The organism is Clostridium merdae (assembly GCF_900176635.1).
GTDB classification, from domain to species: Bacteria; Bacillota; Clostridia; order Oscillospirales; family Acutalibacteraceae; genus Faecalispora; species Faecalispora merdae.
The window spans coordinates 1,465,195-1,477,597 of sequence record NZ_FXLN01000004.1 but is presented as its reverse complement, the minus strand read 5'-3'; the positions used below and the strand labels follow the sequence as shown (position 1 = coordinate 1,477,597).

Sequence of the window (12,403 nt, the reverse complement as noted above, 5' to 3'; positions counted from 1 at the left end):
TGAATAGATACTAACAATTTGCAAGGAAGAATCTACTTTATTATTATGAAGCAGAGGGCGCCTGATGAAAAGCCATATGGCTTTATTATGACGAAGGAGGTATTTGCTATGGCGAAGAAAGAAGAAAAAAAGAGCGAGAAGAAAACCACGGAAAAGGAAAAGACAGAGGTAGATAAACTGCGTGAAGAGCTTTTAATCAACCGTAAGAATGGCTTTTTCTCAGTTACTGATGAGCAGGTAAAAGAAGCGGATGAATACTGCGAGGGCTATAAAGAATTCCTCGACCAGTGCAAAACAGAGCGTGAGTGCGTTGCGTTTGCCATTAAAGAGGCCGAGAAACGCGGTTATCGCGAGCTCGATTCCAAAGCCGTTTACAAACCCGGCGATAAAATTTATTACAACAACAGGGGTAAATCGATTGTATTGGCGGTGATTGGTAAAAAGGGTTGCCGTGAGGGTGTGCGTATTTCTGCCGCTCATATCGATTCCCCTCGTCTCGATTTAAAGCCTTACCCGCTTTATGAATCCAATGATTTGGCTTTGCTGAAATCTCACTATTACGGTGGCATTAAAAAGTACCAGTGGACGGCAATTCCGCTTGCTATGCACGGCCGCATTGTGCGCAAAGACGGCAGCTTTGTTGACATTCGAATTGGTGAAGAACCTGGCGAGCCGCAGTTCTGCGTGACAGATCTTCTCCCGCATTTGGGTGCGGAGCAAATGTCGAAGCCGCTATCAAAAGCCATTGAAGGTGAAAACCTGAATATTCTGGTGGGCAGCCGACCCGTTCGTACCGAGACAGGTAAGGGCGAAAGCCTGTTTAAGCTCAATGTAATGCGTATCCTCAACGAAAAGTATGGGGTAACGGAAGAGGATTTCGTTTCCTCTGAAATTGAGTTTGTTCCCGCTTGGCATGCACAGGATTTAGGCTTTGACCGCAGCATGGTAGGTGCTTATGGGCACGATGACCGTGTTTGCTCCTACCCGGCGCTCATGGCGATTCTGGATTGCAAAACTCCGGAGCATACCGCCATTACCGTTCTTGCGGACAAAGAGGAAGTGGGCAGCGACGGCAACACCGGCCTGAACTCCTCGTTCCTGCGCTATTTTGTGGAAACTTTAGCGCAGCAGGATGGTGTAGAAGCCAGAGATGTCTTCACGCAATCCCAGTGCCTTTCTGCGGACGTTTGCGCGGCATATGATCCCATTTATGCCAGTGCCTACGAGCCGGCAAACTCCTGCTACCTGAATAATGGTGTTTCGGTTATGAAATATACCGGTTCGCGCGGCAAATCCGGCACATCAGACGCATCTGCCGAGTTTATGGCTCAGGTTCGCAACCTGTTCTTCCAGCACAATGTGTTGTGGCAGACGGGCGAGCTTGGTAAGGTAGACGCAGGCGGCGGCGGAACGGTTGCCATGTTCATTGCAAACCTAAATGTGGATGTTGTGGACGTTGGTGTTCCGGTGCTTTCCATGCACGCACCGCTTGAGATTGCGGCAAAGCTCGATATTCATATGGCGTATCGCGGTTTTAAGGCATTCTTTGAAACACCCATTGGCGAATAAATCAATAATTAATAGGTGGAGCTCTCTGCAAAGAGGGCTCCTTTTTCTAGTTTATACGAAAACATAAGGTTGGCATCTTTGAGCGTTGTGTGCTAGAATAGCAGAAAGAATGCTCGGATTCTTCTTTTACATAGCAGAACGAATCCGCTCTATGAAAATGTAGAATAGGGAGAATGCGTGTGAAGAAACAGATTCAGGGTGCAGTTTTTGATTTGGATGGAACCTTGCTCGATTCTATGGGAGTGTGGAAAGAAATTGACCAAGGCTCCTTAGGTCGCAGAGGAATACCCGTGCCAGAGGATTACGCGCAGGCCGTAGCGCTCCTTGGCTTTTGGCAATCGGCAGAGTATACCATTCGCCGGTTTGGCCTAAGTGAAACACCAAAGCAATTAACGGAGGAGTGGAACGAAATGGCTCTGGATGCTTACCGCTTTCGCGTAGAGCTAAAGCCCGGCGCCAAGGAATACTTATCTCACTTACGGGAGCGGGGCATAAAGCTGGCAGTAGCTACTTCATCTTACCGTGAGTTGTTTTTACCCACTTTAGAACGTCATGGAATATCAAATTACTTTGATGCAATCGTTACAGTGTCGGAAGTAAGCCGAGGCAAGGGCTTTCCCGATATTTATGAAGAAGCGGCTCGAAGAATTCAGTGTCTCCCACAGGAATGCGCTGTATTTGAAGATTTACCGGATGCAGTGCGCGGCGCAAAAGAAGGCGGGTTTTACACAGTGGGTGTATTTGACCCATACAGCGCAGAGGAAGAACCGCGCCTGCGGGAGCATGCAGACCGTTTTATTCACGATTTTCATGAGCTGTTATAACGTATTTTTCAAAGTCTTTTATTATTAACAGAATGAATTCTCTTTGTTGAAAGACTCGCCGGTGAATAACTGTATTGCCCTAGCCGATACTATGGGCGAGGTGATGTTTGTGTCAAAACAAAGTGTGTATTTTAAAATACCCGGGCTTCATGGTATTCATGAAATCAAGCAAATTAAGCGCGATTTAGATGAAATTCCGGGCGTATTATCCGTAAGTGCAAATGAGCAGGATGACCGAGTTGCAGTTGATTACGACAGCACCGGTACGAATGTATCCGCAATCGAAAAACGCCTTAAGGGAATTTGTAAAAGCGTTGAGCTGCTTGGTAACGAAGACCACATCATGTAAAGAACAACCCTGTGTGAGCAGGGTTGTTCTTTTGCTAATTTGAATGTTTTCAGGCCGATTCACTTAGGATAAACCATTGGAATTTGTGCAAGCTAATTTTGAGGTGATTCTTGTGATTGAAAGTGGTACCAATGGGCTGATATTCCCAATTGCGTTCCGCGAGTTTTTTGATGGGGACGCAGGGATGAAAGATGATTTTTTATCCCTACCAGAAGATGCGCAAAAGCAAATACTGCGAGAGGAATTCCGTACCGGAGCAGATCTTCATGACTGCATAGAGCGGTTTAAGTTAAAACAATAGGAGAGGCATTAACATGGAACCGAAGAAACCCAAAAGTGTATGGCCGATTGAGGAGCAGGGAGAAAAACCAATTCCCGAAGATATATACCCGGTAATTGATACCGACCTGGCTCGTGATAATTTGGAAAATAATATTCCGGACGCCGATTTGCAGGACTTATAATTGAGAATAAAAATGTAAAAACGCACTTCACAATTGTGAAGTGCGTTTATTTTATAAAAAGTACTTTGAATTGGAACTCAATGGAAGAGTGACATGGTGAGGAATAGGGTAGACATTAAGGAGGCAATTAAAGAAACAACGGTAATTTGTGTGTTAATGGAGGGACCTGCGGTATCCTTAAAGGGATCGCCAACGGTATCGCCTACCACAGCGGCTTTATGCGCATCACTGCCTTTGCCACCATTGTGACCAGATTCAATGAATTTCTTTGAGTTATCCCAGAGTCCACCGGCGTTGCTCATAAACAGAGCCAATAACAAACCGCTGACGATATTACCGGTTAAGAAGCCACCAATGGCTTCCACTCCGCCGATAAAGCCAACAATAATGGTCGAAAGAATCGCCATTAATCCTGCGGGGATGAGTTCTTTTAATGCACCATGCGTGGCGATTTCAATACATTTGTCGTATTCCGGAACAACATCCGGGTCGCCTTCTTTCAGGCCTTTGATTTCACGGAACTGGCGGTGAATCTCAGCAATCATTCGCTGAGCATTGCGGTCAACACCAAGCATCAGCATAGCGCTGAATACGGCAGGAATTGATGCACCCACCAGCATACCAAAGAATACAGTGGGGTTCATAATATCAAACCCGGTAATGGGTACAAACCCGGCAATGGATGCGCCGGCTTCATTTACCTCGCTAATAAATGCGCCTAACAATGCAATTACAGTTAGGCCAGCGGCGCCAATGGCAAAGCCCTTTGTGACTGCCTTTACGGTGTTACCGGCGCTGTCCAGCGAATCGGTGATGTCGAGTACTTCGTCACCCAAATCGCCCATTTCAGCAAGCCCGCGGGCGTTGTCTACAATCGGCCCATACGCATCGTTCGAAATAATCATGCCGACTATGGAGAGCATTCCTACGGCAGACATTGCTATGCCGAACATGGGGTAGTTGCCGCCCAGCGGTTCACAGATTTTGTAAGCGGCCAGAGCAGAAACGCCAATGCCAATCATGGCCGGTAACGTGCTGATAAAGCCAAACGATACACCGGATAGAATTGTAAATGCAGGTCCGGTTTCCGAAGCATTTGCAACGTGGTGTACGGGCGGTCTTGTATCGTCTGTAAAATAGTCGCTTGCAATACCAATGACAACGCCAACAAGCAAACCAATAATACTTGCGCCCCAAATTCTCCACTCCAAACCGAAGAACCAGGTTGCCAAAGCGGTTAATAGAGCAAAAATAGCGGTGGTAACGTACGTGCTGCTATTGAGTGCTCGAGTGGGGTTCCCGTTTTTACCCATTCGCGCAGTCGCCACACCAATAATGGAGGCCAATAAGCCGGTTGCTGCGTAACAGAAAACCGTGGCCGCGTTTTGCGTGCCGCCTGCCGCTTTATCTAGTGTAACTGCCATAACAAGAGCGGCAGCCATCGAAGCAACGTTTGAATCAAACAGGTCGGCTCCCATACCGGCAACATCGCCTACGTTATCGCCTACATTGTCCGCTATTACAGCAGGGTTACGGGGATCATCCTCGGGGATGCCAAGCTCAACCTTACCAACCAGGTCTGCGCTTATATCTGCCGTTTTGGTAAAAATACCGCCGCCGGCCTTTGCAAACAGGGCAAGGGAGCTCGCGCCAAAGCTAAAGCCCAGAAGAGACGTTGTGCTATTGGTTAAAATAAATACCAGTGATACGCCCAATAGGGTACTGCCAACGACCGCCATGCCCATTACAGCACCGCCGCGGAACCCGCACATAAATGAGGGCTGAATCCCTTTTTGTGCTGCTTCTGCCGTCTTTTTGTTGGCGATGGTAGCAATTTGAATGCCGATTTTACCTGCCGCAGCAGAAAATACGGTACCTGCCAAATAAGAGACTGCCATAATAATATTAGCAGTTACATCGCCTGTCCACACGGGGGATGGCAAAAACACAAAGATGAGTACGGCCGCAGCGCCTGCAAATTTAGCAAGCACGGTGTATTCCTTTTTTAGGAATGTATTGGCACCACCGCGGATTAGCTCGCCAACTTTGGCGATTTTTTCATTGGAGGATGGCTGCCGCTCCACCCATTTATACAGCCATGCGGCGAAAAGAAAAGAACAGAGAGAGACGATTACAGATACAGCTAGAAACAGATTTACGTTGTCTTTCACAGTATGTCAACTCCTTGCCTTGTTAAAAAATAATCGAAATTGACCATATTGTAGCACAGTTGGTGTCCTTAAACTATCTTAAATAAAGATAAGAAAAAAATAATTAATTGTGTATTTTTCTGATTTTTTTTGATTTAGTGATGGATTTAACAAATTATTCTGCCAAAAATTGGCAGTCTTGATTTTGGCTTGTACTTTCCATAAAAAGCACGTTTTTTGTAAGTAAAAATAGGAATTCATAAGGGTTCATTTGTATTGCTTCTATTCATTTATTTAATAATCAAACATTCCCTGTAAACACTAATCACTGAGGTGATTATACTTGAATTTTCAAAAAAGCAATCATGAAATGCCGGCAGGCTTGCGTATGGCACTAACTGAAAATTTGGAGGCGCTAAACCAATTTACGGCAATGCCTTCAGCTGCACAGGATTCTTTTATTATAGGTGCAAAGCAGGTTTCATCCAAACAGGAAATGCGCTCTTATGTAAAAAATTTAACACAGGCAGAGTAATTTTTTTTAATTTCATAAAAATGAAAAGAAGCCTTCATAAAGGCAAACCGTTTGCACACACTAGCTTTGAGGTGATGGTATGTCTTATATTGACCCTAAAATTAAGCCGAAATTTGAATCTCTTTCCATCGATTTGAAAAATGAGATTCTTGGTCGTGATGTAAAGCTATACACCATGAACGACTTAATGCGATGCTTGCAGGAAATTGTAGACGGTAAATAAGAGTTACCAGCAAGAAAAAACAGCGTTCTTACTTTTGGTAAGAACGCTGTTTTTTTAAGTTTAATAGCTGCCATCTCCACCCATCAGCCTCACCATTTCTTCCACTCGTTCAATTGGGAAGGGGGGCTCACATAACGGCTTCATAGCGATGCTCATCAGCTTCATGGGGTTATCATCAGCCGCAACACGGTTTGATGAGAATTCCCCGCAACGTCGGCATCGGTGAATAATGGCCCATTCGCCGCCTTTGCGTACCCAAACGGCTACGGGTTCCATAATTCCGCCGCAGTCAGAGCTTCGGTCGCCCGGCTCAACATCCAAATGCAGGCTAGAGAGGCAATTGGGGCAATGGTTACGGTGGTCGCTTCCTGCCCCAGCGGGTATAACCTCACGGCCACAAACCTTGCAGGTAAATATATCATTGCAGGCGTGTGTTTTCAAATACCCTTTTTCGTACTGCTTACGTTTATTTTCACGGTTCATAAATGAACTCCTCCAAAAAGTGAATGTTTTCCTTTTGGGAGGAATGCGGATACAATTAGTCGCAAACCTCCCGGTTTACAACTATATCCATAGAATTAAACAGTTTCAAAAAATAGTCTCCTTCTTTTTCATGTTATTAAAGGTGGTTCTAGACCCAGAAAATAAAAGATCTGGATACACCCAAATCATAGCACAAGGTTTGAAAAAAGAAAAGATAATTTTTTCGACATTTATTTTTGTAAAAGCAAAATAAGACGCACCCCACAAAGTGGAGTGCGCAGTTGGCATAAAATTTTACTTGAGTACGAATCTATCGCTAAATGTTTTTTTCTCGATAACACCATTTAAGCCCTTGGAACTTGTAATTTTATATTGTTCACCTTTCGAAAATAGCCCCGAGATGTCTTCAAGTTCGAATGTTTCACCGAATAACTTGCTGGTTACCAGTTTTCCTGTAAACGTTTTTCGTAGCTCGCCTAAATCTTCGTCAAAAATACCGTCTTCACGATACAAATGAACATCTGCGCCAACCGTTTTAAAATAGAACTCCATTCAAAAATTTCTCCTTCAAATGTAAAGTTTCAGCGTCCATATATTGAGAATGATACCATTCTTGTTACATAAAGGGAAGATATTGCTCCCTTTTGAAAAAGATTCTATCTTTTAAGCTGTTGTTCTATTCTTTGTCCATTTTCTTCTTTTAGAGATACACAAGTTGTACGAGAATGAGGAGAATGTAAAATTAATATTCTAAGGAAAAAGCACAGCAAAATTCTCTTTAATTCGTAATCCGGATAAGGGGAGAATATAAAATTTACTCTTATAAAGAGTCAACTGGAACAGAGATTAATAAAAGTATTGCAGGTTGCGACTATTATCAGTATCTATAATAATAAAGAGCGGTCAAGATTAAAACCTTGACCGCTCTTTTTTTGGTGGAGATGAGGGGAATTGAACCCCTGTCCGAAGACCGCCTACCAAAGCTTTCTACGAGTGTAGCCGGTGTTTTTACATTCCCTCCACACAGCGCCCGTCGGCAGGCTCTGTGCTTTAGTAGCCTTTAATCCATGACCGGGTTAAAGGCGTAGCCCGGTTCATGTTCACCGCTAAATGACGCTCTTATCCAGGCCGCGGTACTCCCGGTAAGAACGAGCAGCCTAAATTAGGCTGCTAAAGCAACTTTATTGTTGTTGTTTAATTTTAAGTTTGCGGCTTTTAAAGCGGTTCCGCGCCGCTACTCGCTTACTTAGGCTCACAACCCCCGTCGAAACCATTACATCCCCATATATAATAAGATTCAGGTTTCTTCTGGTATTATGCCCTGTTTTTGTCTTTCATAGCACGTTCAATATCGCGTTTCGCAGCTTTCTCTGCTAAATCTTGCCTCTTGTCGTATAGCTTTTTACCTTTGCATAGGCCAACCTGCACTTTTACCATAGAGCCTTTAAAATACAGCGAAATGGGAATCAGAGAGTAGCCGTCCTGCTTGACGAGGCCGAACAACCGCATTATCTCCCGTTTGTGCATTAGAAGGCGGCGCACACGAAGAGGGTCTTTGTTAAAGATATTCCCCTGCTCATAAGGGCTGATGTGCATGCCGTTGATAAGAAGTTCCCCGTTTATAACCGAACACCAAGCATCCTTCAGGTTTACGCGCCCTTGGCGCAGCGATTTTACTTCGGTGCCCGTCAGTTCAATGCCGGCCTCCATGCTTTCTTCCACAAAGTAATCATGAAAGGCTTTTTTGTTCTGAGCGATGGTTTTGGTTGCTACTTTTCCGGCCATTCCAAAAAAGCCTCCTTTGTTTAAATTTCTCTGCGGCCTTCCATTGCACGGGTCAAGGTAATCTCATCGGCGTATTCTAAGTCGCCGCCAACGGGAATGCCGTAGGCCAAACGAGTTACCGTAATCCCCATAGGCTTAAGCAGCCGTGAAAGGTACATAGCGGTGGCCTCACCTTCAACGGTGGGGTTGGTTGCCATAATAATCTCTTTTACGTCGTCTTTCATACGCGCGAGCAGCTCTTTAATGCAAAGCTGTTCAGGGCCTACGCCGTTAAGAGGGGAGATGGCACCGTGCAATACATGGTATAAGCCCTTAAATTCATTGGTGCGCTCCAGAGCAAATACATCCCGCGGGTCTTCTACTACACAAATAATGGAGTGATCTCGCCCGCTGCTGCGGCAAACCGGGCAAAGCTCTTGATCGGTAAGGTTGCAGCAGTCTTTGCAGTAATGGATTTTCTCGTGCGCTTCGCTGATGGCTTTGGTAAATTGCTCCGTATCCTCTTTGGAGAGGCCAAGAACATAATAAGCAAGGCGCTGGGCGCTTTTATGGCCGATACCGGGCAGTCGTTCAAACTGCTCAATCAGCCGCGCTAGCGGCGCTACATAATACGCGGGCATGGATTAAAATATACCGGGTACGTTAAGTCCACCGGAAAGGGATTCCATGCGCTCGTTTTTATCGGTAACGGCAGCACGAAGAGCCTCGTTGGTTGCAGCCATAATCAGGTCCGAAAGCATTTCCACATCCTCGGGGTCTACAACCTCGGGCTTAATGGTAATCGACTTTACCTCCATTTTGCCGGTAACAACAACCTCTACGGCGTTTCCGCCGGAGGTAGCAGTGTACTCTTTTGCTTCCAGCTCTGTGGTAGCGTTGTCCATTTCTTCCTGCAGCTTTTGCGCCTGACGGGCAATCTGCTGTAAGTTTGCGGCTCCGCCTTTGCCGTAGCCTTCCGGTAATCTTGCTTTCATATCGAAAAAACCTCCCGTTTATTGTTGTATCACTGGGATTCCCGCTGCCGCAGCGTTTTCAGCCAAGGCTTTCAGCGGGTCCTGTTCATTTTGTTGTTCTGCTTGCGGCTTTTTGTAAGGCCCCAATTTATAAGTACGCCCTGTTACCTGCTTGATTGCATCGCGCATTTTATCTCGCTGTGTGGGTCTGCGAAGCAGCTCAAGTGCGGTAGGGCTTGGTGCGTCAATTAAAACATATTCCCCGCTTACATAAGCAGTAGAGCCCGCGAACGAGGCGGCAACCACTCTGGAGTAGTCCTTCATCGTCTGCAAAATCTCCGGCCAAATGTCGAGCGGTTGGGCGGTTGCTTGCAAATCCTCCAAAGAAAGAGGTGTGCCCGGTTCTCTTGCCGGTTGTGCGGGTGAGCTTGAGGCTCGTACCTCCGGTTCCGTTATCACTTCGGGGAAAGAGGGTGGAGTAAGTACCTCCGGCTCATAAGGGGCAGGGGGCGGCTCTTCCAGCCAAGGTGGTGCATCGTTTCTCTCCTGCTTTTGTACCACGGGTGAGGCAGGGGTAGGGAGTGGAGCTGTAACAGCCGGAGCCGCAGTCGCCACAGCAGGAGATACCGATTCCTGGCGAACGGCAGGGGTAGGAGCCGAAACTCCCTTTTTCTCCAGCGCGGCGATTCGCCGTACCAGTGCGTCGGTACCGGAATCTAACTCCGGGGAGCAAAGCCGAAGAACGGCCATTTCCATTTCAATTCGGCGGTTCCCACCACGGAACATTTTCTCCAGCGTTTCCTGCATGGTGTCTAAACAATGCAGGATGACCGGGAGAGGGGTGGGCAGCGCCCGTGATGACATCGCCTCATATTCCTCTTCGGGAACAGCCAAAATGTCTCTGGCGTCCTTCATGGTTTTCAGCAGCATTAATCCGCGAAAATAACCCGAAAGCTCTTCGCAGAGCCTTGCCATATCCTTTGAGGAGGTGTACAGCTCGTCTATCACAAGAAGAGCGGCGGCTGCATTTTTCCCAGTAATGGCGTCTGCCAAGCGGAATAAGTGCTCGCGGCCCGCCAAACCTGCTGTTTGGGTAACGATATCTAAGGTTACATTGCGGCTGCGACCAAGGCATTGGTCAAGCAGTGAAAGTGCATCGCGCAATGCGCCGTCGGCTAGTCTGGCTAAAAGCAGTGCTGCCTGTGGCTCAATGCTGGCGTTTTCTTCCCCTGCAATGTAGGTAAGGCGGTCTGCAATATCCGCCGGGGCAATTCTGCGAAAATCAAACCGCTGGCAGCGAGAAAGAATCGTTGCAGGGAGCTTATGCACCTCAGTGGTAGCTAAAATAAAGATGACGTGTTCCGGCGGTTCTTCCAGTGTTTTGAGCAGTGCATTGAATGCACCAATGGAAAGCATGTGAACCTCGTCAATAATATAAACGCGGTACTTTGCGGCTGCCGGTGTAAAATTAGCTTCTTCCCGAAGGGAACGAATATTTTCTACGCCGTTGTTGCTGGCGGCATCTATCTCCACTACGTCCAAAACAGAGCCGTTGTCGAGCCCACGGCAAATATCGCATTCGCCGCAAGGGTCACCGTCTTTGGGGCTTAGGCAGTTTACCGCCTTGGCCAATATTTTGGCGCAGGTGGTTTTACCGGTTCCCCTTGAGCCGGTAAATAAATACGCATGAGCCAAACGGCCAGAAACCAGCTCGTTTTTTAGTGTGGACGTAACCTGCGGCTGCCCTACAACATCTGAAAACTGCCGAGGCCGCCACTTTCGGTATAAAACCTGGTACATTGGGAGAAGTCCACCGCCTTTGCGCTAATAAACCGAAAGCAAGACAGCTCGCCCCAATTGACGATACATGCAATAGGATATGCGGACGAACAGACACAACCTGCATCGCACCAGCCAATCCGCTTAATGCTGCTCGGTTCCCCGCCTGACATGGTTCACGGCGGCCAGCCGTACAGAGCCCGCCCGCCCGCATATCCTATTGCACGTAATTCTGCCTTGCTTTATCATAAGCTAACTAAAATAGTATAAACGATTTCTGCAAAAAAAACAATACTTTTCTATGATTCAATAAGCCGCATGTCCGACTTTTTCGCTCTTATTTTAACAGGTGTCAGAAATTTTTGCAACCGAAAATAAGGGTTTTGTGTTATAATAATCGAAGTTTTAGTTTCTAGGGTGCCACATTGCATGAGCTTATTCGCTGTAATTGTAATGAATTCAAAAAATGTGTTTTGATCAGTCTCTACTTTTTTCGCATTGCTTGCAGACAATGAATTTATGATAAAAGATCGGTACAGAAAAGTGCAGTGAAAATGGAGGATAAAATGAAAATGACATGGGAAGAGCTAGAGCCGGCATGCTTGCAGTGCCGAAAGTGCGGTTTATGTGAAACACGCACCAATGTGGTGTTTGGTGTGGGTAATCGGAATGCAGACGTTATGTTTATTGGGGAAGGCCCCGGTGAAAATGAGGATTTGCAGGGCGAGCCTTTTGTGGGAAGGGGAGGGCAGCTTCTAGATAAAATGCTTGCAGCAGTAGACCTTGACCGTCACACGAATATTTTTATTGCAAATATTGTAAAATGCCGCCCGCCAAAAAACCGTGATCCAGAGGCAAAGGAGCAGGACGCCTGCCTGCCTTGGCTGCGCAATCAGGTTGCTTTGGTTCGTCCCAAAATTATTGTGTGTTTAGGGCGTGTCGCTGCGATGAAGCTAATAAAGCCAGACATGAAGATAACCAAAGAGCATGGGGAGTTTTACGAGCGAAACGGTGTGCTGATGATGGCAACGCTGCATCCAGCGGCATTATTGCGCAACCCAAACAATAAGCCCGCTGCATTCGAGGATTTTTTAAAGCTGCGTAAAAAGCTGGATGAGCTTCATCTTGCTCCCGCACCAGGTGATCTTCCATTCTAAATAAAAATAAAACAGTTTGAAAAGGGTCGGCACAGGATTGTGCCGACCCTTTTCAGATCCTGTGCGCTGGAACATTCTACCAATTACTCTTGAATACGTTGATTTTACAAGAAAACGCACATTTTCTACAAA

General features: G+C 46.4%; 15 protein-coding genes and 2 other RNA genes. 8 read left to right on the top strand and 9 right to left on the bottom strand.

Features of this window, described 5'->3' with window-relative positions; all coding sequences use genetic code 11:
- Positions 1-108 precede the first annotated feature (108 nt).
- The 5 genes from CAN90_RS12735 to CAN90_RS13770 all read left to right on the top strand — a co-directional run bounded on the left by CAN90_RS12735 (position 109) and on the right by CAN90_RS13770 (position 3,206).
- Positions 109-1,569 (top strand): aminopeptidase, encoded by a 1,461-nt coding sequence (locus tag CAN90_RS12735; RefSeq protein WP_085834175.1) that lies wholly within the window; start codon positions 109-111, stop codon positions 1,567-1,569.
- A gap of 179 nt (positions 1,570-1,748) precedes the next feature.
- The gene (locus tag CAN90_RS12730) at positions 1,749-2,393 is read left to right on the top strand and encodes an HAD family hydrolase (RefSeq protein ID WP_242953656.1); all 645 of its coding nucleotides are present in this window, start codon (positions 1,749-1,751) and stop codon (positions 2,391-2,393) included.
- A 103-nt stretch (positions 2,394-2,496) separates the two neighbouring features.
- Positions 2,497-2,742: a heavy-metal-associated domain-containing protein gene (locus CAN90_RS12725; protein WP_242953670.1), complete on the top strand. Its 246-nt coding sequence runs from the start codon at positions 2,497-2,499 to the stop codon at positions 2,740-2,742.
- A gap of 85 nt (positions 2,743-2,827) precedes the next feature.
- A complete protein-coding gene (locus CAN90_RS12720; RefSeq protein ID WP_242953669.1) occupies positions 2,828-3,043 on the top strand; it encodes a hypothetical protein in 216 nt (71 codons plus the stop codon).
- Between the two features lie 13 nt (positions 3,044-3,056).
- Positions 3,057-3,206, top strand: coding sequence for a hypothetical protein (locus CAN90_RS13770; RefSeq protein ID WP_187138336.1), 150 nt, complete (start codon positions 3,057-3,059; stop codon positions 3,204-3,206).
- Between the two features lie 77 nt (positions 3,207-3,283).
- On the opposite strand, the gene CAN90_RS12715 is transcribed toward CAN90_RS13770, so the two are convergent.
- Positions 3,284-5,377, bottom strand: a complete 2,094-nt coding sequence (locus CAN90_RS12715) for a sodium-translocating pyrophosphatase (protein WP_085834173.1) — start codon at positions 5,375-5,377, stop codon at positions 3,284-3,286.
- A gap of 322 nt (positions 5,378-5,699) precedes the next feature.
- Here CAN90_RS12715 and CAN90_RS12710 point away from each other — a divergent pair, with 322 nt between their 5' ends.
- Together CAN90_RS12710 and CAN90_RS13765 are read left to right on the top strand one after the other, a co-directional pair.
- Positions 5,700-5,891, top strand: a complete 192-nt coding sequence (locus CAN90_RS12710) for a hypothetical protein (RefSeq protein ID WP_085834172.1) — start codon at positions 5,700-5,702, stop codon at positions 5,889-5,891.
- 79 nt (positions 5,892-5,970) lie between these two features.
- Entirely contained in the window at positions 5,971-6,114 is a 144-nt protein-coding gene (locus CAN90_RS13765; RefSeq protein WP_187138335.1) for a hypothetical protein, read from the top strand.
- 60 nt (positions 6,115-6,174) lie between these two features.
- Here the strand turns inward: CAN90_RS13765 and CAN90_RS12705 are convergent, their stop codons facing one another.
- From CAN90_RS12705 to ffs, 8 genes are all read right to left on the bottom strand, one after another.
- Positions 6,175-6,597 (bottom strand): RNHCP domain-containing protein, encoded by a 423-nt coding sequence (locus CAN90_RS12705; protein ID WP_085834171.1) that lies wholly within the window; start codon positions 6,595-6,597, stop codon positions 6,175-6,177.
- Positions 6,598-6,891: 294 nt separating this feature from the next.
- Entirely contained in the window at positions 6,892-7,149 is a 258-nt protein-coding gene (locus CAN90_RS12695; RefSeq protein WP_085834169.1) for a hypothetical protein, read from the bottom strand.
- Between the two features lie 381 nt (positions 7,150-7,530).
- Positions 7,531-7,880, bottom strand: a transfer-messenger RNA (tmRNA) gene (gene ssrA / locus CAN90_RS12690).
- Between the two features lie 31 nt (positions 7,881-7,911).
- Positions 7,912-8,382 carry an SsrA-binding protein SmpB gene (gene smpB / locus CAN90_RS12685; protein ID WP_085834168.1) on the bottom strand — a complete coding sequence of 157 codons (471 nt, stop codon included), beginning with the start codon at positions 8,380-8,382 and terminating at the stop codon, positions 7,912-7,914.
- Positions 8,383-8,402: 20 nt separating this feature from the next.
- Positions 8,403-9,002: a recombination mediator RecR gene (recR, locus tag CAN90_RS12680; protein WP_085834167.1), complete on the bottom strand. Its 600-nt coding sequence runs from the start codon at positions 9,000-9,002 to the stop codon at positions 8,403-8,405.
- Positions 9,003-9,005: 3 nt separating this feature from the next.
- Positions 9,006-9,356, bottom strand: coding sequence for a YbaB/EbfC family nucleoid-associated protein (locus tag CAN90_RS12675; protein WP_085834166.1), 351 nt, complete (start codon positions 9,354-9,356; stop codon positions 9,006-9,008).
- An 18-nt stretch (positions 9,357-9,374) separates the two neighbouring features.
- The gene (gene dnaX, locus CAN90_RS12670) at positions 9,375-11,135 is read right to left on the bottom strand and encodes a DNA polymerase III subunit gamma/tau (RefSeq protein WP_085834165.1); all 1,761 of its coding nucleotides are present in this window, start codon (positions 11,133-11,135) and stop codon (positions 9,375-9,377) included.
- 85 nt (positions 11,136-11,220) lie between these two features.
- An RNA gene (gene ffs / locus CAN90_RS12665) (signal recognition particle sRNA small type) lies at positions 11,221-11,320 on the bottom strand.
- Between the two features lie 360 nt (positions 11,321-11,680).
- Between ffs and CAN90_RS12660 the strand changes: the two genes are divergently transcribed.
- Positions 11,681-12,271 carry a uracil-DNA glycosylase gene (locus CAN90_RS12660; protein WP_085834164.1) on the top strand — a complete coding sequence of 197 codons (591 nt, stop codon included), beginning with the start codon at positions 11,681-11,683 and terminating at the stop codon, positions 12,269-12,271.
- The last annotated feature ends 132 nt before the right edge of the window (positions 12,272-12,403 follow it).